The following is a 22,846-nucleotide window of genomic DNA, read 5'->3' as shown; positions in this document are numbered from 1 at the left end:
GGAGCCACACATGCGACTTTTCCGAATATTCAGAGCCAAGCCGGAGGCCGGCACGCCCCGGCACGAGCCCCGGACGCCCGCCCCCTCCCGCGTCCTGAGCGATGCGGCCTATCTGCGCCGGTATTTCAAAACCCTGCTGATCCTGGCCCTGCTGGGCGTCGTTCTGATTGTGCCCTATACGTGGTGGTGGCTGTATGAAAGCGGCGACGTGGCCGTGGAGCGCGCCGTGGCGGAACAGGCCCAGGACGGGTTCGCCCTGTTCGGCTCCGGAGTGTCCCAGGATTTCGTGGATTACAAATTACGGCTCTACGCGGCCGTCAAACCGGACATCACGGCCGTGGGATCCTCGCGGGTCATGCAGTTCCGCGCGGCCTATTTCCGCAAGCCCTTTCTGAACATGGGCGGCGTGGCGGGCAATCTGGCGGTGCTGCGCTCCACCCTGGACGCCATGCTGCGCATCCACAAGCCCCAGGCCGTGATTCTGGGCCTGGATTTCTGGTGGTTCATGCCCCAGTGGGAGGCCCGCCCCTTTGAGGACGTGCCGCCCACCAGGGGCTCCTACAATTACGGTTTCGAGAGCCTCAAAAAACCCTGGAGCTGGCTGCTGGACGGCAAAATTTCCCTCACAGAGCTGGCCGCCCCCCTGCTGGGTGCTTTCGGGCACGGGTTCAGGGCCGGGCGTTACGGCATCATGGCCCAGCAGACCGACGACGGTTTCGGTCCGGACGGCTCCTGGTACTACACGGCCGACGTTACCGGGCAAAAGCGCCCCTTCGACTATCAGTTCAGCGACACGCTCAGCCAGGTCCGCCACGGCATCAAGGCCTTTTACCGGGCCAGACCGGACCAGGAAGCCCCCAGCCCGGAACATCTGGACGCCTTTGCCGAAATCTACTGCCGGCTCAAGGCGCGCGGAATCCAGACCTTCGTCTTCATCGCGCCGCTTTCCGAGCGGGTGCTGGCGGCCATGCGCGAACATCAGGAGGGCTACCCGCACCTCTTCGCCCTGCGCGAAGCCCTGCTGGCGCGCGGCATCGACGTGCTGGACCTGACGGACCCGCGCGCCTTCGCCTCCGGCGACTGCGAATTCATCGACGGTTTCCACGGCGGGGAAGTGACCTACGCCCGGGTGCTGCGGGCCATGGCGGACCGCTGGCCCGCGCTGCTTTCCTATGTCAATATGGAGCGGCTCAATGCCGCCATCCGGGACCGGCAGGGGCACGCCTTGGTGCCCGACGAACGGCTTACCGGCCTGCCGGAAACGGATTTCATGCGCTTCGGCTGCCCCAAACGTCAACCATGAGGGGGAAATATGTCCCTTTTCCATTACGTTCTCCTTGCCGCGGCCGGTCTGGCCTGCCTTTTCTTCGACGCGGGCGCGGCGCACGCCATAAGCCAGACGGCTTCCCCCGGTCAGATGGCTGAAAAACCTGCCACCGCCGCCACGCGCGCGGTCAACGAAGCTGTGGCCGGAGAGCTGGATTTCAACGACCGGCAGGACTATGAGGACGCCCAGCGCGGCTTCATCGCCCCCCTGCCGGATCAGGGCCGCATTGTGGACAAAAGCGGCCGGGAAACCTGGAGCCTGGAAAAATACGCCTTTCTGGCCCCGGCCATGAGCCGGGACATGCCGCCCTCCCGCATCATGCCCACGCCCGCGCCGGACACGGTGAATCCCAGCCTCTGGCGGCAGTCGCAACTGGTGTTGCGCGACGGCCTGTACCAGGTCACGGAGCGCATCTATCAGGTGCGCAACGCGGACCTTTCCAATATGACCATTATTGAGGGCGACACGGGCCTGATTGTGGCGGACCCGCTGATTTCCGCCGAAAACGCGGCCGCCGCCCTGCATCTCTATTACGAGCACCGGCCGCGCAAGCCCGTGAAGACGGTCATCTATTCGCACAGCCATGTGGACCACTATGGCGGCGTGCTGGGCGTGACCACGGAAAAGGACGTCAAAAGCGGCGCGGTGCAGATCATCGCGCCCGAGGGTTTTCTGCGCGCGGCCATGTCCGAAAACGTCATGGCCGGCACGGCCATGGGCCGCCGGGCCCAGTACATGTACGGCGAACTGCTGCCGCCGTCGCCCACCGGCCATGTGGGCGCGGGGCTGGGCCTGAAGAATTCCTCCGGCGCGACCGGGCTCATCCCGCCCACGCGCACCATCGCCCGGAGCGGCGAACGCCTTGCGCTGGACGGCCTGACCTTTGTCTTCCTCCTGGCTCCCAATACCGAGGCTCCGGCGGAAATGCACTGGTACATTCCCGAACTCAAAGCCCTGACCGCCGCCGAGAATTGCACCCACACCATGCACAATCTCTACACCCTGCGCGGGGCCAAGACGCGCGATCCCCTGAGCTGGTGCCGCGCCATCAACGAAACCCTGGCCCAGTGGGGCAATGAGGCCGAAGTGCTCTACAGCATGCATCACTGGCCGGTTTGGGGCAACGCGCGGGTACGCCAAACTCTGGCCCTGACCAGCGACCTCTACCGTTACATCAACGATCAGACCCTGCATCTGGCCAATCAGGGCCAGACCATGCTGGAAATCGCGGAAAACCTGCGACTGCCGCCGGAGCTGAATCGCATTTTCGGCCTGCGCGGCTATTACGGCAGCCTGAACCACAACGTCAAAGCCGTGTACAATTTCTATCTGGGCTGGTTTGACGGCAATCCCGCGCATCTGCACTCCCTGCCGCCGCGCGAGGCTGCCCGCAAGTACGTGGAATACATGGGCGGGGCCGGGGCCGTCGTGCAGCGCGCCCGCAAGGATTTCGAGCAGGGCCGGTACCGCTGGGTGGCCCAGGTGCTGAATCACGTGATCTTTGCCGATCCCGGCAATACGGAGGCCCGCGCGCTGGCGGCGGACGCCCTGGAACAGCTGGGCTATCAGGCGGAAAGCGGCCCCTGGCGCAATTTCTATCTCAGCGGCGCGCGGGATCTGCGCGGCCTGCCTCCGGCCAGGGACAAAAACGCGGCGCAGAAGAGCAACAGCCAGTCGCGGGCCATGACTCCGGATCTCTATTTCGACTATCTGGGCGTGCGTCTCAATGCCCAACGGGCTGAAGGCCACAGGCTCAGCCTGCGGATGAACGTGTCCGATCTGGAGCAGATCTGGAATCTGCGGCTGGGCAACAGCGTGTTGCACGCCCGTCTGAGCACGGACGACCCCGACGCGGGGATCGAACCGGACGTCACACTGACCGCCGACATGCCCACGGTCATGGCCCTGTTTGAAAAACGTCTGCCCCTGGATCAGGCCGTAAAGCGGGGCATGATCCAGGGTGACCGCCAGACCCTGACGGAACTGCTGGGCCTGCTGGACAGCTTCACCCCCGACTTTCCTCTGGTATTGCCCGGAAAGGAATAATCGCGCATGTCCATTGTTTTTTCCCTCCGGCGTTTCCCGTGCCGGGTTCCGGCCGCATTCCTGGCCTTGGCTCTGATCCTGGCGCTGACCGCTCCCGGCGGCATTCCCGCGGTCCGGGCCACCGCTCCGGCGGATCAGGTTCAGACACCGCCCCAGACGCAGGTTCAGACGCCGCGTCCGGCAACGCCTCCCGCCGCTCCCAAGGCCGCGCCGACCCGCAAGAAAAAATCCAAGACACGCAAGAAAAACGCGGCGGCCCGGACCGCTCCGGCGGCAGCCGGTGCCGCCGCCGGAGCGGGCGCGACGACGCAAACACCCGCGCCCGACGCGCTCTCTCCCTCACAGGCGGAAGAAACTCCGGAGCGGGACCCGGCCCCGGCTCTGCCCGAGGGACCGGCGGGCGACGCCGCCCGCGCTTACGCCCGGGGGGATTTCCTCACGGCCAGGGATATCTGGCAAAAACTGGCCGAAGGGGGCGACGGCCAGGCCATGAACAATCTGGGCGTGCTCTATGACCAGGGCCAGGGCGTGGAACCCGACACGGGCCGCGCTTTGCACTGGTTCGCCCAATCGGCCAAGGCCGGGCACCCCTCGGGCATGAGCAATTACGGCCGCATGCTGGAGCAGGGGCGAGGCATGACCGCCAATCCCGGCGAAGCGGCCCGCTGGTTCGATCTGGCGGCCCGCCAGGGCCAGCCGGAAGCCCAGTACAACCTGGGCCTGCTGTATGAGCAGGGTCGGGGCGTGCCGCGGGACGACAAGGCGGCCGCCGCCTGGTACAGCCGGGCCGCGGCCCAGCAGCAGACCGAGGCCATGGCCCGGCTGGGGCATTTCTACCGCGCGGGGCAGGGTGTGGAAAAAAATTCCGCGCGCGCCGCCTTGCTGCTCTACGCAGCGGCTATGAACGGCGAAGACGGAGCCATCCGCGAGCTTGAGGAGATGGCCAAGGAGGGACCGGCCCGGCCGGCCGCCGTGCTCTTCGGCCACAAGCTGGACAATACCGACCGCGCCGCCATGCGCGCGGCCCTGAAAAAATCCGGCACGCCCGCCAGCCGCGAAAGCGACGACTTTATCTGCGACCTCTACGACGTGCGCCGCGTGGTTCCCGGCGCGGAGCAGATGGCCGCCTGTTACGGACCGGGAGCGACCGCGCCGCTGGGTTTTCTGAAAATCGACTATGCCGCGCCGGATAAAGCCACGGCCGGGCGCATCCTGCGCATGGTCGAAGAGCGCTTCGGCCCGCCCTCGGCCGGGGAGGGAGACGACGCCCGGCTCTGGAATCTGGGCTCCGTGGTGGTGGCCACCCAGTACGCGCCTACCCACCGCCAGATGAGCCTGATGTACATGGTGCCGCGCGTCTACCATCTGACCCGGCGGCCATGAGCCGGGCAGACAGAACGAGAAAGAGCACCGGCTTCAGACGTTCCGCAGGATTGTTGTTTTTTTGCCATATCCGCCGTTTCCGCGCGAACGGCGTTATCAAATGTTTTTGAACCGAAACCGGCCGCTGTCTTGCCCCTACGAAAAAACGCCACCCTGCAAGATTTCCGCAATGCCGGTCCCCCCGCCCGCATTCCGGCCGCACGGCGGCGTTCCCGGCAACCGGAAAGTACCGCTGCGGCCGCCGGCCAGCCAAGAGCATCCGCTGGACGGGGGAGGTTCTTTTGTCTATTATGTTGAATAATCACAATGTATTTGTATTTTGGTGAGATGGAGGCTTCATGGTGGATGACAGCGCGAAAAGCGGCCTTGCGAAGCGTATTCAGGTCAGACAGATCAAACAGACCATGGAAAAAACCGTGGCCGAGAGCAAAAATCAGGACAAGTCCTATGGCGAGGCCGTCATTGAGTATCTGCGCGATAACGGCCAGATCATCTGCATTTCCGACGACAACGCCTTTATAGATCTGCTGCGCGAGGTCGTCTGCACGCGGCTGAAAATGCCCACGGGCTGCCTGACCATCAGCAGCAACGCCGACATGCTGCTGCATACCGTGCGCCAGATGATCTCCACCAAGAACGCGCCCCTGCTGCTCATTGAACAGACTCTCAGAAACCGGGACATGACCTACCTGCTCCGTCAGCTCAAAAACGGCTTCCCGGAGCTGTGGATCATCATCGTCACCCACGAGACCAATAAGCAGCGTTTCGTCCTCCTGCACGAGAGCGGCGTGGACAACTGCATCGTCAAACCCATCGGCGTGCAGGCCCTGCTGGAAAAAATCGCCCTGACCATCAAGCCCCACGGCAAACTGGGCCGGGTGCTGGAATGGGCGCGCACCCTCATGGCCCAGGGCGAACATCTGCGCGCCCTGCAGGTCTGCAAACAGGCGCTGGATCTCAAGGCCAATTCGGCGGCGGCCCTGCTGCTCATCGGCGATATTTTCCGCGCCATGCAGCAATACGACAAGGCCTGCGAAGCCTATGAAAACGCCAGCCGCACCTCTTCCATGTACCTCGAACCCCTGCGCAAGCTGGCGGAAGTTTACGCGGATACCGGCAATACGGCCAAACAGCTGGCATGCCTGGAGCGGCTGGACGAACTCTCGCCCCTGAACGTGGAACGCAAGCTGACCATCGGCGAACTCTACCTCCAGCTGAACCGCCCGGAAAACGCCAAGAAAATTTTTGACCAGGCCATGCTTCTCTCGGACCGCGAAGCCACGGAATACGTCTCGGGCGTGGCCTTCCGGGTGGCTGACGTCTATATGGACAAGGATCCGCAGACCGCAGCCTCCTTTTTGCAGCGCGGCCTGGAGGCCAAGAAGGGATTCTGGGGTCCGGAAGATATGCTCACCTTCAACCGCGTGGGCATTCTGTTGCGCCGCGCCGGCAAATGGCGCGAAGCCGCCGAGGAATATCTCAAGGCCCTGAAGGTGGCCCCCAACGACGAAAACCTGCACTACAACCTGGGCATGGCCTATCTGGAAGGCAAAGACTTCGAAGCCGCCCGCTCCTCCACGCTCAAGGCCCTGGCCCTCAACCCGGACCTGCCGCGCAAATCCTCTCTGGTCGCCAGCAACCTGGCCACGGTCTTCGTACAAACCGGCGACAACATGCACGCGCTGCCGCTGTTGCGTCTGGCTCTGGAGCAGGACCCTGGCAACGGCACGGCCAGGGACATGCTGGCCCAGGTCGGCCAGGCGGACCAGACCAGCCGGGGAGAAAACTGATCCCACAATCCGGGGCCGCCCCCGTCCCTGAACGGAGCTTTCTGCACCGGCGTCGTCAGACGCCGGTTTTTTTGCGCCCGTCATCCGGCGGCGCGGACAGGACATTTTCACTGATGCGTCTTCGTCATATGTATTAAAAAGCATATTCCTTACTTAAAATACAACCTCTCTGTTATGCAGCAACAAACATATTGCGGATCATTGCATATACGCTATAGTTCAGCATACGTGTAGTGTATTCCGATTATCGCATCCTTTTCATACAGCCGAGGTCGCTATGGACAAAATTTTACGCATCAATGTAGACGCCGAGGGCGGACCCAAGATCAGGGAAGAACGTCTGGGCGAATATGCGGGGCTTGCGGGGCGCGCCCTGACCACCGCCGTCATCTGCAAGGAAGTGCCCCCCACCTGCCATCCCCTGGGACCCGAAAACAAGCTGGTCTTCGCGCCCGGCATGCTCTGCGCCACCACGGCGGGCTCCTCGGGCCGGATTTCCGTAGGCTGCAAAAGCCCGCTCACCGGCGGCATCAAGGAATCCAATGCCGGCGGCACCGGCGGCCAGTATATGGCCCGTCTGGGCTATGCGGCCATCATCATCGAGGGCCAGCGCCGCGGCGACGATCTGTACAAGGTCGTCATCAAGGCCAGCGGCGTGACCGTGGAAAAGTGCAATGAGCTGGCCATGCTTTCCAACTATCCCTGCGTGGCGAAACTGCGCGAGGAATACGGCGAAGGCCCCGGCTTTGTGACCATCGGCACTGCCGGTGAAATGCGCATGTGCAATTCCACCATCTGCTTCACCGACCCCGAAGGCCGGGCCACCCGCCACGCCGGGCGCGGCGGCGTGGGCGCGGTTATGGGTTCCAAGGGCATCAAGGCCATCGTGCTCGACCCGGCGGATACCCCGGTCATGCGCAAGGCCCGGAATGCCGAAGCCTTCAAGGACGCCTGCAAGCGCTTCGCCAAGGGCATCACCTCCCATCCGGTCACCGGCCAGGGCCTGCCCGCCTACGGCACCAATGTGCTGGTCAACATCCTCAACGAAGCCGGCGGTCTGCCCACCCACAACTTCAAGGAAGGCCGCTTCGCGGGCGCGGAAAAAATCTGCGCCGAAACCATGGTGGAGATCCAGAAAAAGCGCGGCGGCAACCCCACCCACGGCTGTCACCGGGGCTGTATCATGAAGTGTTCCGGCATTTGCGTGGACGAAAACGGCAAGTATCTCTCCAAGCAGCCGGAGTATGAGACGGTCTGGGGTCACGGCGCCAACTGCGGCGTGGACAATCTGGACGACATCATCCGCATGGACTACCTGGAAGACGACTACGGCCTGGACACCATTGAGACCGGGGCCACGCTGGGCGTGCTGATGGAAGCCGGGGTCATTCCCTGGGGCGACTCCAAGGCCTGCATGGAAATGATCCACGAGATCGGCAAGGGCACGCCCATGGGCCGCATTCTGGGCGCGGGCACGGCCACCACGGCCCGCTGCTACGGCCTGGAGCGCGCTCCCGTGGTCAAGGGCCAGGCCATGCCCGCCTACGACCCGCGCGCGGTCAAGGGCGTAGGCGTAACCTACGCCACCACGCCCATGGGGGCGGACCACACCGCCGGTTACGCCGTGGCCACCAACATTCTGGGCCTCGGCGGCAAGGTCGATCCGCTCAAGCCGCAGGGCCAGGTGGAGCTCTCCCGCAATCTCCAGATCGCCACCGCTGCCCTGGACTCCACGGGCTACTGCATCTTTGTGGCCTTCTGCATTCTGGACCAGCCCGAAACATTCCAGGCTCTCATCGACACTCTCAGCGCCTTCACCGGTCAGGAAATGACCGGCGACGACGTGGTGGCCCTGGGCAAGAACATCCTCAGGCAGGAACGTGAATTCAACGCGGCCGCCGGTTTCACCCGCGCCCACGACCGCCTGCCCATGTATATGCGCCGCGAACAGCTGCCGCCGCACAACACCACCTTTGACGTGAGCGACGAAGAGCTGGACAGCGTCTTCAACTTCTAAAAAACGTATCATGGCGGCCGGGTTTTGCCCGGCCGCCCTTTTTCGGATACTATCATCTCATGCCGGACGACCTGTCTCAGCTTGAATCAGCCATCCATGGCGCGGCCCGTGACGGCCGCATCACGGAACAGACCCTGCTTGAACTGGCCTCCGCCGCCGGGGTGGACCTGCTCGCGGCCCAGCGGGCCGCCTGCCGCGTCGGCATCTGGCCCGCACGCTATGTCCGCAACGCCCGGCAGCTCTCCCTCCAGGACCAGCTGGCCCTGCTGGAAAGCCGGGTCCTGCTGGTGGGACTGGGCGGTCTGGGCGGCTGGCTGCTGGAACTTCTGGCCCGCCTGGGCGTGGGCGCCATTACCGGCGTGGACGCCGACCGTTTTGAGGAATCCAATCTGAACCGCCAGTTGCTGGGCGACGCGGACAACCTGGGCCAGAGCAAGGCCGAGGCCGCCGCCGCGCGCATGGCCGTGGTCAATCCGGCAACGCATTTTACGCCTGTGGCCCGCTTCGCGGACGAAGCCCTGTCCGTCCGTCTGCTGCGCGGCATGGATCTGGCCCTGGACGCCCTGGGCGGTCTGGACTGCCGCCTGCCCTTGCAGGAGGCCGCCGCCAGAGCGGACGTACCCCTGGTCAGCGCGGGCATCGCGGGCCTCACCGGCTGGGTGGCCGTGGTTTTGCCCGGTCGGCCGGGTCCGGTCCAGTGGCTGGGAGCGGGCGCGGCGGAAAGCGCGACCGCGCCCGAGGAAGAACTGGGCAATCTCGCCCCCACGGCGGCCATGGCCGCGTCACTGCAAGCCGCCGAAGCCCTGAAGCTGCTCACGGGACGCCCTCCGGCGCCGGGCATGTTCATTTTTGATCTGGCGGACGGCGACGTTCAGCGCATCCGCCTGTAAATCCCGCCAGCCGCCGCATTAAGGAACGATTATGCGATTGAACGTCAAATGTTTCGCCACCCTGGCGGAAAAAAGCCCGCCGGGCGGCGTCTGTGAACTGCCCGAAGGCGCGGACGCGGCACGGCTCATGCTTACCCTGGGCGTGCCCGCCGCCGAGGTAAAACTCATCTTCATCAACGGCGTGGCCGCCGAACCTGACGCCGTGCTCCACGACGGCGACCGGGTGGGACTTTTCCCGGCCGTGGGCGGGGGTTAGGACACCTCACCTGAAGAAATCCCCCCCAAGACGCTTCATTTCCATCCGCCTCCAGTCCGTCTCAAACCGGCAACGCCGGATATGATCAATGCGGCGGCGTCAGAACGCTGATAAAAGCGTTTTGGCGCACATGGCCAGGATGAGGAAAAAAACCAGATTGCGGAACAACGCCGGTGGGCAGCGGGCCACAATCCGGCTGCCCAGCCAACTGAAGACCGCAATGACCGGGATCAGTTTCAGGGCAGAGATGATCAGATCGGGCGGCAGCATGCCGTTCAGGAAAAAGCTGACGGCCCTGACGAAATTGCTGATCAAAATCAACACGCAGCAGGTGGCGACGAAAACCCGGCTCTCCAGTTTGAGATGCACCATACTGAAGGCGTAGAACACGCTGCCCGCGTTGACGACATTGAACACCCCTCCCAGAAAGGAGGCCAGATACGCGGGTATGGCCGTTGCCGCGAATGAGGCCGGCAGACGGGCAGTCAGATGGTGCAGCCCCCTGCAGGGCAAAAGGTTGCTCAGGGCATAAGTCACGCCGATGACGCCGATCACTGTTTTCAGCGTATTGGCGGGCAGATGCTGCACAGCGAGGCTGCCGCACAGCACGCCGATGACGGAAAGCCCTGCCATGACTGTCAGGACAGGGGGGGCGATCCAGCGCTTCCAGTGACAACCGACAGCTATGATGTCCATGAGGAGCAAGAGCGGCGCGGTGGCGGCCAAGGCTTTGAACGGGTCGAAAATCAGGCTCAGGGCCGGAAGCAGAAAAAGCCCGGCGCCGATGCCCGCCCCACTTTTCAGAAAGGCGGCGAAGGCCGTAGCGACAAATAGAATTGTCAATTCCGCGCTTGTCATACATCCCTCAGAGGCGCTGCGGCCGCGACAAAGAAAAAGGCCCGATGGAGCCTTGCCTTCTCCATCGGGCCGGGGACGGGTTGGGTTACTTTTCAATGAACGGCTGGAGCAAATCCTTGAGGATCGCTTCGCGCCTTTCAAATATCTTGAGCATGGCCTGGCGGTCCAGTATGCGGTACGGGACGCCGGTCTTCTTCATGTTTTCGATCACGATGGGGTCGTTGAACATTTCGTAAGCCTTTTGGGCGGCCTTTTCCACGATAGCCTTGTCCACGCCTGCGGGCAGAGCGTAGCCGCGGAAGTTGGTCGTGGCATCATCCAGAGTCTTGTAACCTTGTTCAATGAAAGTCGGCACCTCGGGCATAAACTCGTGCCGTTGCAGATCGGCGATGCCCAGGACCTTGATCTTGTCCGGGGCGCGCATGGCGATGGACAGATTGTTGAAGCTGCCCATGACCTTGCCGGCCAGGACAGATTGCAGCGCGTCAGAGCCGCCCTTTTCAGGGATATAGGTCAGATTGATCCCCGCTTCTTTCTGTAAAAGCAGAAGGGCGATGTGATGACCCACAAAGAGGCCTGAACCGTTCAGGGTGACCTTGCCGGGATTCGCCTTGGCGTAGTTCACCATGTCGGCCACACTGTTGAAGGGTGAATCCTTGGCTACGAAGAGCACTACCGGGTCCGCCGCAAAGTTGGCCAGCGGCTCAAGCGTGCGGATGCTGTACTTGGCGTTCTTCTTGACGATGGATTGGGCGATGAAATTGGGCAGGTTGTAAACAGTCATGGTCAGGCCGTCGCGGCTGCCCCGGTCCATGAACCAGTTCCAGCCGGTCAGACCGCCCGCGCCCGCCTTGTTCAGGATAACGATGGGCTGGCCGAAGTATTTTTCAGCGGGCATGGCGCAGATGCGGGCCTGCACGTCGGTCTGGGAGCCGACGGAATAGGTGCACACGGCGGTGATGGGCCCGGAGGGATAGCCATCGGCCGGGCCCGCGCCCGCTGCCGCCGGCAACAGCAGGAGCGCAGCGGCCAGCACAACGCGGAAAATGCGGTTCATACCATATCTCCTTTGTTACAGATTAAACCCATGAAGTTCCCTGCGGGAACCGGACAACCTTTAAAACTGCATAAAGCCCTTGGGGATCTGGACGGTCAAAGCCACGGTAAAAAGCAGATACAGAAAACCGATGCAGACAAAGGCCACAAGCAGCCGTTTGAGCGCGCCCACGGGAGTGATCGCCATGGGCTGGGCGATCAGCGACGCGACTGTCAGGTAGATGAAGGATGCCAGATAGAAGCCCATCCACTCCAAAACGGCGATATACAGCACCGTGAGGGCGCACAGGACGCCCACCCGTTTCAGCGGATAACCCTTGAGCGTCAGTATGGCGTCGATCTTCTGCCTGTTGCGGAAAAAGGCCAGTATGTACTGTCCCGCATTGAGGAGCCCCATCAGGTACAAAAGGAACCTGGGGACCAGCAGGGATTGCTCGTCTTGCGGACCGTCCATCTGGAAGGCGAAGAAAACGATGATGAGGGTCATGGTCAGAGCGGCGGCGAATTCCCTAGGCATGACTGGCCTCCTTTTGCCGGGCGGCGAGCCTGGCTCTGGCCCTGCGGGCGAACTTGACCTCGCTGTATGCGGCATAGACCAGCGACAGCAGGCAAAGGCCGACGAGAACCTGGTTCAGCGTACCGCCGAAGAAATATTGCCACATCCCCACGTCGGTATTGGCTATCATCCTGCCGCGCAGGAAGTTCTCTTCCGCCAGAGGACCGAGGATGATGCCCAGCACGATGGGAGCGCTGGGAATGCCCAGTTTTTTGAACAGCAGCATCAGCGCGCCCAGGCCGAACATGATCAGCACGTCCTCGAAACTGTTCTGCACGCAATAGGAGCCGAAGACGCAGAGGATCATCACGGTGCCGAACATCATGTAGTTGGGCACATTGCTCACGACATGCGTATAGCGCGAGGCGAGGATGCCGAAGCCAAACATGAAAAACTGGGCGATGAACATGCCGATGATGAAGGGATAGGTGATGTCGGCATTCTTGGTGAAAAGCTCCGGTCCGGGGAGCAGCCCCTGGATCAGCAGGCCGCCCAGAAGAACGGCGGCCGTCGGGCTGCCGGGGATGGACAGGGTCAAAAGCGGGATACAGGCCGGAGCCACGGTGGCGTTGTTGGCGCATTCGCTGGCGCAGACCCCCTCAGGATCGCCCGTGCCGAAACGTTCCGGATTTTTATCCATCTTCTTCACCTGGTCATAGGCCATCAGACCCGCCACCTGCGCGCCCGCCCCGGGGATGACGCCGATGATGGTGCCGAGGATGCTGCCGAGGGTCAGGGTACGCAGATATCTGGCATGGTTTTTGATAACCTTGAGCAGAAGGCCGCCCTTGATCTGTACCTTCATTTTTTCAAAAACGACATGTGAATCCTCCATCATTTCGACCACCTGCGGAATGGCGAAGAGGCCGATAAGAGCAGGCACAATGGCTATGCCCGCGGTCAGCATCTCATGGAAGATGAAGCGGCCCTCTCCTGTGACGTTGCTTTCGCCTATGCAGCCCAGGAAGAGGCCCAGAGCGCCGCCGAAAAGACCTTTGAGCATGGCCCCTGAAGAAAGTCCGGCAATGACGGTGATGCCGAAGACGGTTGTCCAGAAAAGTTCGGAGGGGCCGAAGCGCATGGCGAATTCGGACATGGGCGGCGTAAGGAAGATCAGTGCGAGAGCCCCCACAACACCGCCGACCAGGGAGGAAACGAACGTGGTGTACAGCGCTTCCTGCGCCCGGCCCTGTTTGGCCATGGGATAGCCGTCAAGCAGGGTGGCAATGGAGGCGGGCGCCCCGGGGATGCTTAACAAAATGGCCGAAATGGAGCCGCCCGCCACGGCGGAAGTATAGACCGCACCCAGCAGGAGCAGGGAAGGTACAGGCGGCATGTAGAAGGTAAACGGCACCAGCAGGGCCACGGCCATGGTGGGACTCAGCCCCGGCATGGCTCCGAAGAAAAGCCCGCCGACCGACCCGCAAACAAGCACCAGAAAGTTGGACCAGGTCAGGACATTGGGTAAATACTCAAGCAGTTGTTCCATGGTCAGTGCTCCTCGATCAACTTTACGATAAACCCGGCTTACCGGCTTTTAACGTTAAAGTTGACGCATCCGTCGGCCTTGATCTTGTCCACCAGGCCGGATTCCCAGTCAAAATAGTCTTGCATGGCTTCTTTTGAGGCGTTGACGTCGGTATAGGGGCGGTACCAGATATCGTCTTCGGCGCACAAGGCGCAGGGCATGCCTGTTTCAAGAGGCAGGCCCGCCCTTTCCCAGGCAGGGGTGCCGCCCTGGATGAAGCTCACAGCGGCGTCCGGCCAAAGAGCGCGCGCGTCTTGCGCCGCCAGCGCCGCATGGGCGCTTTGCTCGGCGGTCAGGATGATGCGCCCGGCCTGAGGGTAGAGAGCGCGCACCCGCGGCAGATACGCCCGGGCGACCCATTTCGCGCCGCATATATGGCGGGCCCGATGCAGGTTGCTGGCTCCCACATTGATGCACAATATCCCGGCCCGGCTTTCCATCTGCCGGGCCGCTTCCTCGGCGCTGACGCCGCCTGCGGGGGCGCGGCCTTCGGGGCAGTCCCCGCCCTCGGTCAGCCCCTGGGGGGCCAGCACGGCGGCATTGAAAATACCGCCCTTGAGCACGAAAACCTGAGGCAATCCCATCTGCTGCAACCAATGAGCCGTCATGATGGCGCGCAGTTCGTCATCGTCCATGAGAATGTAGCGCCCGTTGCGCACGGCCGCGTATTCGTCCGTAGCCTGGACCAGTTGGCCGCCCTGGGCGGAGATCGAGCCCGGGATATGGCCGGACGCGTATTCCCGGGGCTGGCGCACGTCGAAAAGATAGAGCGTCTTGTGGCCCGCTTCCGCCTGCCAGGCGGCAACCTGCCGCGGGTCGACGAAGCGGACATGGTACATTTCGGCCACCTTGCGGATACGCTGTTCGGCCATATGCCGGCCTTCCTCCGTGATGGGAGGCACCGGCCGGGTGGAACCGTATTCCAGGTCAAAACCCGCAAGCTGCCAGTTCATGGTGCCGCCCTTGAGGGCCACAACCCGATTGGGAACAGCGGCGTTGAGCAAAGTCTGCGTGCCGATGATGCTTCTTGTCCGCCCCGCGCAGTTGATGATGATGGTCGTGCCGGGATCTTTGACTACTTCGGCCAGACGGTAGGTCACTTCGCAACCGGGCAGATTTATGCTGCCCGGAATGTTCATATTGCGGTATTCGCCTGTGGGCCTGACATCGATGACAATGGTCCGGACCCGGATGTCGTCGAGCAGTTCCTTGATTTTTTCGGGGGGTAGGCGCGGCGTTTGCTGCACGACTTCAACGTATTCGCCAAAACCCTTGCTCAGGGCCCCGACCCCGTTAACAGTGACGAAACCCGCCTCCCTCCATGCCTTCAGGCCTCCGCCAACGACGCGGACAGCGCGGTAGCCCATGGCCGCCAGAACCCGGGCGGCACGTTCACCACGATTGAGGTCTTCAGACAGACCGTCATCCATCACAAAAACAGGTGTTTTCTTGCAGGGGACGAGCCTCTCGACCATCAATTCCAGTCTGCTCAGAGGTGCGCAACAGGCCAATAAAATATGCGCTCTGGAAAATTCTTCTTGCTCCCGCACATCAAGCAAGGCAAATTCCGTCTCTCCTCGCAATGTGTTATGCAAGTCATGTACAGAAATGTCGGCAGCTACAGTAGTCATACATGGCTCCTTCTGGACAATGCATTATCCTGTTGACGAATAAAAACACCTGTATACCGGTGCGGTATGTTGCTGTTTCGCATAAGCAGGATTTGTGCCAATGTTCACATAGCCTTATTTTTTCTATAACACACTTAATTTACTATATTTTAGCAAAAATCCCCTTGAGGCTTGACGTTACCATCACTGAGAATATATGCATATTTTGAGATTTTTTCTTTTTTTTAAGAATACGGTTGCGCAGAAATTCTGCTCGCCGGAATATGACTCTTGCTAATATTTAAAATGACCTGTGACGCAAAGTCCAGCATGCTAAAATTATAATGTTGTTTATAATTGGCAAAAATAAACTTCTTATAATATTTCATTTATCGAAAGGTATATGACAATGAAGCAGGAAAAATATCGCTTTGCCCTTCTCGTACATTCATATGAAATAATCGAAGAATGCAAAAAGGCCATGGACAATTCGCCTGATGAGATCCGCTATGAGCTTGTCGATTTTGAAACCGGACCGAAAATGGCGCGCGAATGTCTTGATAACGGCTTTGAAGTGATCTTGTGCCACGGTGGTACGGGTGACACCATTTTCCGCTCCGTGCCGCATTCCGTCGTCAAGATCGAACGCTCCGACATGGACGTGCTCAGAGCCTTGCGCGTGGCGAAACAGTATTCCGACAAGATCATCCTGGCATCATACCAGGATGAATTTCATGACACTATTGCTGTGGAAATGGAACGTCTGTTGAACATCAAGGTGCAAAACGCCACCTATGACTCACCGTCAATGATGCGGCAAGCCATACAGCAATGCGTACTGCAAGGCTTCAAGGTGCTCATCGGCGGCGGCGTGAGCAAGGCCTGCATGGAAGAATACGGCGGCCGCGGATTCATCATCAAGCCCACGCACCGAAGTATTCAGCTGGCGTTCAAGCGCGGCCGCCATCTTGCCCATTCCCAGCGCGAGGCCAAACGCCGCAACGGCAACATGATGATGATCATGGAGCATTTGCAGGAGGGCGTGCTCTGCATTGATTCGGAGCAGCACGTCCTTATTGCCAATAAAGCGGCTTACCAGTTGCTCAAGGTGCCGCCTCAGGCGGATGAAACGTTTTTCAGCTCTTTTTTCCAGCCGCTCGGCCTTCTCGACACCCTGCAGGATCTGACTCCCCGGGAAAACAAGCTGGTCGACCTGCGGGGCGAGGCCTTCATCGCCACAACATATCCGCTTATCTTGTATTCCGACACGCCGTGCGCGGTCAGCCTTTTTCGCGACACCCCGTCACTGCAGAACATCAGCAACAAAATCAACAAGGAGCTTTACTCCCGCGGCTTGTCCGCCCGCACGACCATTGACGACATCAAGGGGCAAAGCCAGCCGGTGCGGCTAATGAAAGAAAAGCTGCGCCAGTATGCGCCGTCGGACGTGAACATATTCATCCAGGGAGAGACAGGCTCGGGCAAGGAACTGGCGGCCCATGCCCTGCACGCGGCCAGCCTGCGGAAAAACAAGCCCTTTGTGCCGGTCAACATTTCCGCAGTGCCCGTGCAACTGATTGAAAGCGAACTCTTCGGCTATGAGGAAGGCGCTTTTACCGGGGCAAAACGCGGCGGGAAAGCCGGTTTTTTTGAAATGGCTCACAAGGGGACGCTTTTCCTGGATGAAATCGGCGATATCAGCGAGGAAATCCAATTGCGCCTGTTACGCGTTCTTGAGACGCGGGAGGTGCTCCGGGTGGGCGGCAATCGCATGTATCCCGTCGATGTGCGCGTTATCTGCGCCTCCAACAAGCCTCTTCTCCAGTTGGTGCAGGCGGGCCTGTTCCGCATGGATCTCTATTATCGCTTGTCCACATTCAAGTTGAGCGTGCCGCCATTGCGTCGCCGTCTCGAGGATATTCCCATCCTGCTGAATGATCTGCTGAAAAAATACCATTGCGGCAAAAAGGCGTTATCCGCGCCGATCCTGGAATGCCTGCGCCGCTACCAGTGGCCGGGCAATGTGCGGGAACTGTTGGCTATCATGGAAAACTACCTGCTTCTTCTGGGGGACAATCCGCCCGATCCGGCGTTGCTGACCAGCATTATGAACGAGCATAGCACGGACAGCGTGGAGGCCCTTCCCCCGGCAACAGCGCCCGCTTCCAGGCCGCGCCGCAGCCCCCTGCCCTTTTCTCCGCAAGAAGCGGATCCACCGGCGGATCCGCGCCGGACGCTCAAGCAAAGTCTGGACATGGCCCGTGACGCTATTTTGAAAAAAACCATGGACTTCTATGGCGGGGACAAAAAGCAGGCGGCGCAACACCTCGGCATCGGATATTCCTCCTTGTGCCGTCTGCTCAAAAAATACTGAAGGCGACTATGCGCAGGAACGGTCCGCCATTGCCGCCGCAAAAAAAGGCTTGCGGAAAAACGCAAGCCTTGAAAATTCCCCAAAAAACGGCTCAGTTTACTGCCGCCAGGGCGCTTCACTCCTGAAATCTGACGCCACACACCGCGCTTGCGTCCCGTCCGGCCCGGCGCTACGCTGTATCTTCTCGCCGCCCGGCGGCGTTTTTTCTGACGGGGAATGCCATGGTTATTTTCGCGGCCATGCTCCTGCTGGGGGCTGTGATCGGCTTTGTGGGCGCGGGTGGGGCCGGCGTGATGATCACCCTGCTCACCGTGGGTTTCAACGTGCCCATCCATACGGCTCTGGGCACGTCTCTGGCGGCCATGGCCTTCACTACCCTCTCCGGTTCGTACAGCCACTTCCGTGAAGGCAATGTGCTGCGCCGCCTGGGCCTGGCCATGGGCCTGTTCGGCGCTGTGGGCGCGTTCTGCGGGGCGCTGATCTCCTCCTCGCTCCACACGGAAGTCCTCACGCCGCTCACAGCGGCGGCCCTGCTGCTGTCGGCCTTGCTGATCCATCTGCGTATCTTTCATCCTCAGAGCCCGATCTTCCGTCAGGGCTTCTTTACGCCCAAGGGAGGCAGGTTCTGGCTGCTGGCAGGCCTGACCGGCATGGTGAACGGACTGATCTCCGGGGCCTGCGGCATCGGCGCGGCCTCCTTCATCCAACTGAGCCTGCTGCTGGTTTTCAACGTGCCGCTGTACCAGACTGTGGGCACCACAATGCTGATCATCCTGCCCATCGCGCTAATGGGCGGCGCAGGCTTTCTCAGCGCCGGGCATCTGGAGCCCCTGCTCTTTGTCCAGGTGCTGCTGGGTCAGGTCACCGGCGCGTTTTTCGGGGCCAAACTCACCCGTCTGGCCCCGCAGATACTGCTCAAAGTCGCCATGGTGGCCCTGCCCGCCGCGGGAGGAATCATTCTGCTGATGGCCCGCTGACCCGGCCCCCGCTTCGCGCAATGTTTCCGCCGTGCTGCGGAAATTGCAGGCATCTGGCGACAAGTCTGAAAAATGCTTAATAATACAATACGTTTTTTCAGTGGAGCAGTCCTGCACAGTCTGGTTCAAGTTCGGGGCCAAGTACATGACCGCTTCCGTGCTGCTGGTCATCGGCGCAACCTATGTGACGGACCTCTCCCTGGTCATCAACACCCTTTCCATCGCCAATACCCTCCAGGTCATCACAGTGGTCCTGGACGCGGGCCTCGGCGGCGTGCCGGTGGGCTTCCACTTCATTGAATCCAACGTTTCCGCCGGGCTGTTCATGGCCAATATGGGCGGCGCCGGCAACGTGGCCGTGCTTTCGGCGACCCGGCGTATGGTTCTGATGCCTTTCGCCCGGATTCCCTTCCACCTCGACGGCGTGCTCATTCTGGCGCTGGTGGGCCTGGTGGCGCCGCTGCTGATGCGGTAACCGTTCCACACGCAAAGAGCCTCATCCGTTTCCCGCGGCTTTCTGGTCGGCGGGGACTTTGCCGAGGCTTCCGCTACGCCCTCTCTTGGACTGCGTTACAGGACCACCACCGGCTTGATCAGATCCCGGGGTTTGTCTTTCATCATCAGAAGGGCCTTCTCAATGTGTTCAAAACCCTGGAAACGGTGGGTCAACAATGGAGCCACATTCAAACGTCCGGTGACCAGCAGGCTGGCCAGCTTTTCCATGCGCAGCCGCCCGCCGGGCATCAGGCCGCCGGCCACGGTTTTATGGCCCATGCCACACCCCCACTCCACCCGGGGGATTTTAACATAGTCGCCCGAACCCAGATAGTTGACGTTGCCGATGCGGCCACCCGGCTTGAGCACACGGATTACCTCCGCGAAGGTATCCACATCGCCGCCCGCTATAATAGCCTTGTCGACGCCCTTGCCCCTGGTTTTGTCCATGACCTGGCTGACGATGTCGCCATCGCGGTAGTTAATGATGTCCGTCGCGCCATAAGAGCGCGCCGCTTCTGCGCAAACGGGGCGCGAGCCCACGGCGAAAATCTCTCCGGCTCCGCGCAGGGCGGCGCCGGCCACGCCCATGAGGCCCACCGGGCCGATGCCCACCACCAGCACGGAGTCGCCGTACTGCACATCGGCCAGTTCCGAACCGTGCAGGCCCGTAGGAACCATGTCGCTGAGCATGACGGCCTCGGCGGGGTCAATGGCGGGCGGCAAATGCGCTAAATTGCCGTCAGCGTCGTTTACGTGAAAAAATTCACCGAATACGCCGTCCTTGAAATTGGAGAATTTCCATCCGGCAAGCATCCCACCGGAATGCATGGAGAATCCAGCCTGAGCCTCCAGCGAATTCCAGTCCGGAGTGATGGCCGGCACGATAACCTTGTCGCCGGGCTTGAAGTCGCGCACAAGCGCGCCCACTTCCGTCACTTCGCCCACGGCCTCATGGCCCAGAATCATATCATGTCGGTCGCCCAGAGCCCCCTCCCAGACCGTATGGACATCCGAAGTGCAGGGTGAAACGGCAATAGGCCGCAGCAGCGCATCCAGAGGACCACATTGAGGCTTTTCCTTTTCAATCCAGCCGATCTGGTTCAGAGACAACATCGCGAAACCTTTCATGGCAGTGCTCCTTGCGTCAGGATTCCTGAACGGGTTGTTTATTCAACCTATCCAGCGCCCGGCACAGGGTCAAGTTCTTTTTTTCACATTTATTGATCTTCTAGTATTTCGGCATATTACCTTCCTACGGAACAATTCGCGCCGCACGCGTATCCCGCTGCAAGAAGGGGCGTCCCTGCGCGGCAAACACGCCATCCCGGCAATGAATATTTTCCCGCACGCGGCATGAAACGGCATCCGCACCGCGAACCGTGCATGTTTTCCTGAACAGCGATCAGTATTGAACTGCCGGCACGGGGATTTTTGTTCTCCGCCAAATTCCAGAGATACAAGAAATTCTTCCACTCAATCCCGCCAGTACCGAAGAGCGTATAGTCCTTTGCATATCTTTGCCCGGATACCACCGCGCGACGGCATGGTTTACATTCATCACGGCGGAAACCTTCTGCGCTGAGCAGCTTCAGCCCATGTGATCTATCTTACTTCATTGACAGTTTCGCTTATTGGGGAATGTGGATCTGTTATCTTTAAAAAAATTGGCGCCATCATTTCCAACTGGTAGCAAACTTTTATTTTTCGTGCTATCAATCAAAATCAGTGACACGTTTTTACAAAAAATAATATTTTTATCATTGAACAATTCCAGGAGTTCAATGCCCCCTATGCAAAGTACAGCGGATTTTCTTGCGCAACGCCGCCGCAAATATTTTGCCCTGGCGGCCTTGTCCGGCTTCGCCTGCGCGGCTCTTGCGCTGGGCCTCGGCCTTGGCCCCCACGGCTGGTCGCTGCCCTTTGCCGGAGCGACGGCCTCGGAATCGCGTATTTTCTGGCAGTTGCGGCTGCCGCGCGTGGTCATGGGCGCTCTGGTAGGCGGCGGACTGGCCATGGGGGGCGTGCTGTCCCAGGCGGTGCTGCGCAATCCCCTGGCCTCACCTTTTACCCTGGGCATTTCGTCCGGAGCCGCTTTCGGCGCGGCTCTGGTCATTGTGGGCGGCGTTTTCGGCATCTGGCAGATGGCGGCCGGGGCTTTTCTTTTCGCGGCGCTGACCGCGCTGGTCATCCTCGGCCTCGCCGGACTGCGGGGCAGCCGCCCCGAAACGCTGATTCTGGGCGGCGTGGCGGTGATGTTTCTTTTTTCCGCCGCCACCTCCTTTCTGCAATATCTGGGTACGGAACAGCAGGTGCAGGCCATTGTTTTCTGGAGTTTCGGCAATCTGGGCCGGGTGGGTTGGCCGGAAATTCTGACTGCGGCGTGCATGATCCTTCTGCCCTTGCCCCTGGCCTTGCGTCTGGCCTGGGATTTCAACGCCCTGGCCGCCGGGGAGGAAAGCGCGGCGGCCCTGGGCGTATCCGTGAGACAGCTGCGTACTCTGGGCATCCTAGCCGCGTCCGTCATGACCGCCGGGGCCATCTGCTTTACCGGGGTGATCGGTTTCATCGGGCTGGTCGCGCCGCATGTGGCCAGATTCTGCCTCGGCGGCGACCACCGCCTGCTGCTGCCCGGCGCGGCTTTTTTCGGCGCCGGTCTGGTGACCCTTGCCGACGCCGTAGCCAGAACCCTGCTCGGGCCGCAGGTCATTCCCGTGGGTATTGTCACGGCCTTTCTCGGCGTTCCGTTCTTTTTCTGGCTTTTGCTGTGCCGCGGCCAAAACCGGGCGGGAGGGCTCTGATGCCGTCCCGTCTGGAAGCGCGCGCCCTCGCTTTTGGCTATCCCGGCCACGCGCCTGTGCTTGACGCTGTGGATCTGACCCTGCGACGCGGCGAGGTGTGCGCCCTGCTCGGTCCCAACGGCGCGGGAAAGACCACACTTCTGCGGCTTCTGCTGGGTCTGCTGCGTCCCACCAAGGGGGAAATTCTGCTGGAGGGCGTTTCCCTGCAAAAGCTGACCGGCAAAGAACGCGCCCTGCGCATGGCCTATGTGCCGCAGGAGGCGCTGCCGCGCTTTCCCATGACGGTTTTTGAGGCCGTGCTGCTGGGCCGCAAGCCCCATATGCGCTGGGGACCGGGCAAAAACGACCTCGCCCGCACGGGCGAAACCCTGGCCCGGCTGGGCCTGGAAGCGCTGGCGCAGCGCCCTCTGGACGCGCTTTCCGGCGGACAGCGGCAAAAAGTGACCCTGGCCCGGGCGCTGGCGCAGGACACGGATTGGCTCCTGCTGGATGAGCCGGTCAGCAATCTGGATCTGCGGCATCAGATCGAAGTGCTGGATCTGGCGCGCCGCGTGGCGGAAAAGCGACATCTCGGCGTGCTGCTCTCGCTGCACGATGTGAACATGGCCGTCCGTTTCGCGCACACTGTGGCTCTGCTGGTGCCGTCGCCACGGGGGGCTCGCGTCGAAGCATGCGGCGAACCAACAATGGTGCTCACGCCCGAACGCATGCGCACGGTCTACGGCATCGCCATGCAAACCTACCACGGGGAGAACGGGCAAGTTCCCCTCTGGTTTCCCTCGCCACCGCAACCCTAACCTGGAGTGTTCCGTGAAGTTCCGACGTTCGTTGTCAGTCATCTGTCTCGCCGCCTGTTGCCTTACCCCGTGGTCCTCCGCCCTG

The 22,846-nt window shown here is 61.2% G+C and carries 19 protein-coding genes; 13 read left to right on the top strand and 6 right to left on the bottom strand.

Features of this window, described 5'->3' with window-relative positions; all coding sequences use genetic code 11:
* The first annotated feature begins 10 nt into the window (after window positions 1-10).
* The 7 genes from FYJ44_RS08525 to FYJ44_RS08495 all read left to right on the top strand — a co-directional run bounded on the left by FYJ44_RS08525 (window position 11) and on the right by FYJ44_RS08495 (window position 9,709).
* Complete coding sequence (locus FYJ44_RS08525; RefSeq protein ID WP_154511136.1) at window positions 11-1,303, top strand: alginate O-acetyltransferase AlgX-related protein; 1,293 nt, start codon at window positions 11-13, stop codon at window positions 1,301-1,303.
* A gap of 9 nt (window positions 1,304-1,312) precedes the next feature.
* Entirely contained in the window at window positions 1,313-3,373 is a 2,061-nt protein-coding gene (locus FYJ44_RS08520; protein WP_154511134.1) for an alkyl/aryl-sulfatase, read from the top strand.
* A 6-nt stretch (window positions 3,374-3,379) separates the two neighbouring features.
* The gene (locus tag FYJ44_RS08515) at window positions 3,380-4,756 is read left to right on the top strand and encodes a tetratricopeptide repeat protein (protein WP_229772613.1); all 1,377 of its coding nucleotides are present in this window, start codon (window positions 3,380-3,382) and stop codon (window positions 4,754-4,756) included.
* Window positions 4,757-5,094: 338 nt separating this feature from the next.
* A complete protein-coding gene (locus FYJ44_RS08510; protein WP_154511132.1) occupies window positions 5,095-6,546 on the top strand; it encodes a tetratricopeptide repeat protein in 1,452 nt (483 codons plus the stop codon).
* 277 nt (window positions 6,547-6,823) lie between these two features.
* Window positions 6,824-8,563, top strand: a complete 1,740-nt coding sequence (locus FYJ44_RS08505) for an aldehyde ferredoxin oxidoreductase family protein (RefSeq protein WP_154511130.1) — start codon at window positions 6,824-6,826, stop codon at window positions 8,561-8,563.
* A 59-nt stretch (window positions 8,564-8,622) separates the two neighbouring features.
* Window positions 8,623-9,453 carry a ThiF family adenylyltransferase gene (locus FYJ44_RS08500; protein ID WP_154511128.1) on the top strand — a complete coding sequence of 277 codons (831 nt, stop codon included), beginning with the start codon at window positions 8,623-8,625 and terminating at the stop codon, window positions 9,451-9,453.
* Between the two features lie 31 nt (window positions 9,454-9,484).
* Window positions 9,485-9,709, top strand: coding sequence for a MoaD/ThiS family protein (locus FYJ44_RS08495; RefSeq protein ID WP_154511126.1), 225 nt, complete (start codon window positions 9,485-9,487; stop codon window positions 9,707-9,709).
* Between the two features lie 99 nt (window positions 9,710-9,808).
* On the opposite strand, the gene FYJ44_RS08490 is transcribed toward FYJ44_RS08495, so the two are convergent.
* The 5 genes from FYJ44_RS08490 to FYJ44_RS08470 form a co-directional block, all read right to left on the bottom strand.
* A complete protein-coding gene (locus FYJ44_RS08490; protein ID WP_195840983.1) occupies window positions 9,809-10,552 on the bottom strand; it encodes a sulfite exporter TauE/SafE family protein in 744 nt (247 codons plus the stop codon).
* Between the two features lie 100 nt (window positions 10,553-10,652).
* A complete protein-coding gene (locus tag FYJ44_RS08485; RefSeq protein WP_154511122.1) occupies window positions 10,653-11,624 on the bottom strand; it encodes a tripartite tricarboxylate transporter substrate binding protein in 972 nt (323 codons plus the stop codon).
* Between the two features lie 60 nt (window positions 11,625-11,684).
* Complete coding sequence (locus tag FYJ44_RS08480) at window positions 11,685-12,140, bottom strand: tripartite tricarboxylate transporter TctB family protein (RefSeq protein WP_229772612.1); 456 nt, start codon at window positions 12,138-12,140, stop codon at window positions 11,685-11,687.
* Entirely contained in the window at window positions 12,133-13,668 is a 1,536-nt protein-coding gene (locus tag FYJ44_RS08475) for a tripartite tricarboxylate transporter permease (protein WP_154511118.1), read from the bottom strand. Before FYJ44_RS08475 ends, FYJ44_RS08480 begins: the two co-directional genes overlap by 8 nt.
* A 38-nt stretch (window positions 13,669-13,706) precedes the next feature.
* Complete coding sequence (locus tag FYJ44_RS08470; protein WP_154511116.1) at window positions 13,707-15,338, bottom strand: rhodanese-like domain-containing protein; 1,632 nt, start codon at window positions 15,336-15,338, stop codon at window positions 13,707-13,709.
* 460 nt (window positions 15,339-15,798) lie between these two features.
* Between FYJ44_RS08470 and FYJ44_RS08465 the strand changes: the two genes are divergently transcribed.
* The 3 genes from FYJ44_RS08465 to FYJ44_RS08455 all read left to right on the top strand — a co-directional run bounded on the left by FYJ44_RS08465 (window position 15,799) and on the right by FYJ44_RS08455 (window position 19,143).
* The gene (locus FYJ44_RS08465; RefSeq protein ID WP_195840982.1) at window positions 15,799-17,691 is read left to right on the top strand and encodes a sigma 54-interacting transcriptional regulator; all 1,893 of its coding nucleotides are present in this window, start codon (window positions 15,799-15,801) and stop codon (window positions 17,689-17,691) included.
* Window positions 17,692-17,912: 221 nt separating this feature from the next.
* The gene (locus tag FYJ44_RS08460; RefSeq protein WP_154511112.1) at window positions 17,913-18,668 is read left to right on the top strand and encodes a sulfite exporter TauE/SafE family protein; all 756 of its coding nucleotides are present in this window, start codon (window positions 17,913-17,915) and stop codon (window positions 18,666-18,668) included.
* Window positions 18,669-18,768: 100 nt separating this feature from the next.
* On the top strand, window positions 18,769-19,143 hold the full coding sequence (locus tag FYJ44_RS08455; protein WP_288230673.1) for a 2-hydroxycarboxylate transporter family protein: 375 nt from the start codon (window positions 18,769-18,771) through the stop codon (window positions 19,141-19,143).
* 95 nt (window positions 19,144-19,238) lie between these two features.
* Here the strand turns inward: FYJ44_RS08455 and FYJ44_RS08450 are convergent, their stop codons facing one another.
* Window positions 19,239-20,294 carry an NAD(P)-dependent alcohol dehydrogenase gene (locus tag FYJ44_RS08450; protein ID WP_154511110.1) on the bottom strand — a complete coding sequence of 352 codons (1,056 nt, stop codon included), beginning with the start codon at window positions 20,292-20,294 and terminating at the stop codon, window positions 19,239-19,241.
* Between FYJ44_RS08450 and FYJ44_RS08445 the strand changes: the two genes are divergently transcribed.
* The 3 genes from FYJ44_RS08445 to FYJ44_RS08435 all read left to right on the top strand — a co-directional run bounded on the left by FYJ44_RS08445 (window position 20,293) and on the right by FYJ44_RS08435 (window position 22,761).
* A complete protein-coding gene (locus tag FYJ44_RS08445) occupies window positions 20,293-20,523 on the top strand; it encodes a hypothetical protein (RefSeq protein ID WP_154511108.1) in 231 nt (76 codons plus the stop codon). The two genes, FYJ44_RS08450 and FYJ44_RS08445, sit on opposite strands and share 2 nt — an antisense overlap.
* A 433-nt stretch (window positions 20,524-20,956) precedes the next feature.
* Entirely contained in the window at window positions 20,957-21,964 is a 1,008-nt protein-coding gene (locus tag FYJ44_RS08440; RefSeq protein WP_154511106.1) for a FecCD family ABC transporter permease, read from the top strand.
* Window positions 21,964-22,761: an ABC transporter ATP-binding protein gene (locus FYJ44_RS08435; RefSeq protein WP_154511104.1), complete on the top strand. Its 798-nt coding sequence runs from the start codon at window positions 21,964-21,966 to the stop codon at window positions 22,759-22,761. Before FYJ44_RS08440 ends, FYJ44_RS08435 begins: the two co-directional genes overlap by 1 nt.
* The last annotated feature ends 85 nt before the right edge of the window (window positions 22,762-22,846 follow it).

This window comes from Desulfovibrio porci, from assembly GCF_009696265.1.
In the GTDB taxonomy this organism is placed as follows: Bacteria; Desulfobacterota; Desulfovibrionia; order Desulfovibrionales; family Desulfovibrionaceae; genus Desulfovibrio; species Desulfovibrio porci.
Note: the sequence above shows the minus strand (reverse complement) of the source record. Positions and strands in the feature narration are given on the sequence as shown.

What these genes read in the sequence shown, in the direction of transcription:
- FYJ44_RS08465 (WP_195840982.1), top strand. Translation starts at nt 15,799, where the DNA reads ATGGACAATTCGCCTGATGAGATCCGCTATGAGCTTGTCGATTTTGAA.
- FYJ44_RS08485 (WP_154511122.1), bottom strand. Translation starts at nt 11,624, where the DNA reads ATGAACCGCATTTTCCGCGTTGTGCTGGCCGCTGCGCTCCTGCTGTTG.
- FYJ44_RS08445 (WP_154511108.1), top strand. Translation starts at nt 20,293, where the DNA reads ATGGCAGTGCTCCTTGCGTCAGGATTCCTGAACGGGTTGTTTATTCAA.
- FYJ44_RS08520 (WP_154511134.1), top strand. Translation starts at nt 1,313, where the DNA reads ATGTCCCTTTTCCATTACGTTCTCCTTGCCGCGGCCGGTCTGGCCTGC.
- FYJ44_RS08460 (WP_154511112.1), top strand. Translation starts at nt 17,913, where the DNA reads ATGGTTATTTTCGCGGCCATGCTCCTGCTGGGGGCTGTGATCGGCTTT.
- FYJ44_RS08470 (WP_154511116.1), bottom strand. Translation starts at nt 15,338, where the DNA reads ATGACTACTGTAGCTGCCGACATTTCTGTACATGACTTGCATAACACA.
- FYJ44_RS08450 (WP_154511110.1), bottom strand. Translation starts at nt 20,294, where the DNA reads ATGAAAGGTTTCGCGATGTTGTCTCTGAACCAGATCGGCTGGATTGAA.
- FYJ44_RS08500 (WP_154511128.1), top strand. Translation starts at nt 8,623, where the DNA reads ATGCCGGACGACCTGTCTCAGCTTGAATCAGCCATCCATGGCGCGGCC.
- FYJ44_RS08440 (WP_154511106.1), top strand. Translation starts at nt 20,957, where the DNA reads ATGCAAAGTACAGCGGATTTTCTTGCGCAACGCCGCCGCAAATATTTT.
- FYJ44_RS08510 (WP_154511132.1), top strand. Translation starts at nt 5,095, where the DNA reads ATGGTGGATGACAGCGCGAAAAGCGGCCTTGCGAAGCGTATTCAGGTC.
- FYJ44_RS08480 (WP_229772612.1), bottom strand. Translation starts at nt 12,140, where the DNA reads ATGCCTAGGGAATTCGCCGCCGCTCTGACCATGACCCTCATCATCGTT.
- FYJ44_RS08475 (WP_154511118.1), bottom strand. Translation starts at nt 13,668, where the DNA reads ATGGAACAACTGCTTGAGTATTTACCCAATGTCCTGACCTGGTCCAAC.
- FYJ44_RS08495 (WP_154511126.1), top strand. Translation starts at nt 9,485, where the DNA reads ATGCGATTGAACGTCAAATGTTTCGCCACCCTGGCGGAAAAAAGCCCG.
- FYJ44_RS08515 (WP_229772613.1), top strand. Translation starts at nt 3,380, where the DNA reads ATGTCCATTGTTTTTTCCCTCCGGCGTTTCCCGTGCCGGGTTCCGGCC.
- FYJ44_RS08505 (WP_154511130.1), top strand. Translation starts at nt 6,824, where the DNA reads ATGGACAAAATTTTACGCATCAATGTAGACGCCGAGGGCGGACCCAAG.
- FYJ44_RS08525 (WP_154511136.1), top strand. Translation starts at nt 11, where the DNA reads ATGCGACTTTTCCGAATATTCAGAGCCAAGCCGGAGGCCGGCACGCCC.
- FYJ44_RS08435 (WP_154511104.1), top strand. Translation starts at nt 21,964, where the DNA reads ATGCCGTCCCGTCTGGAAGCGCGCGCCCTCGCTTTTGGCTATCCCGGC.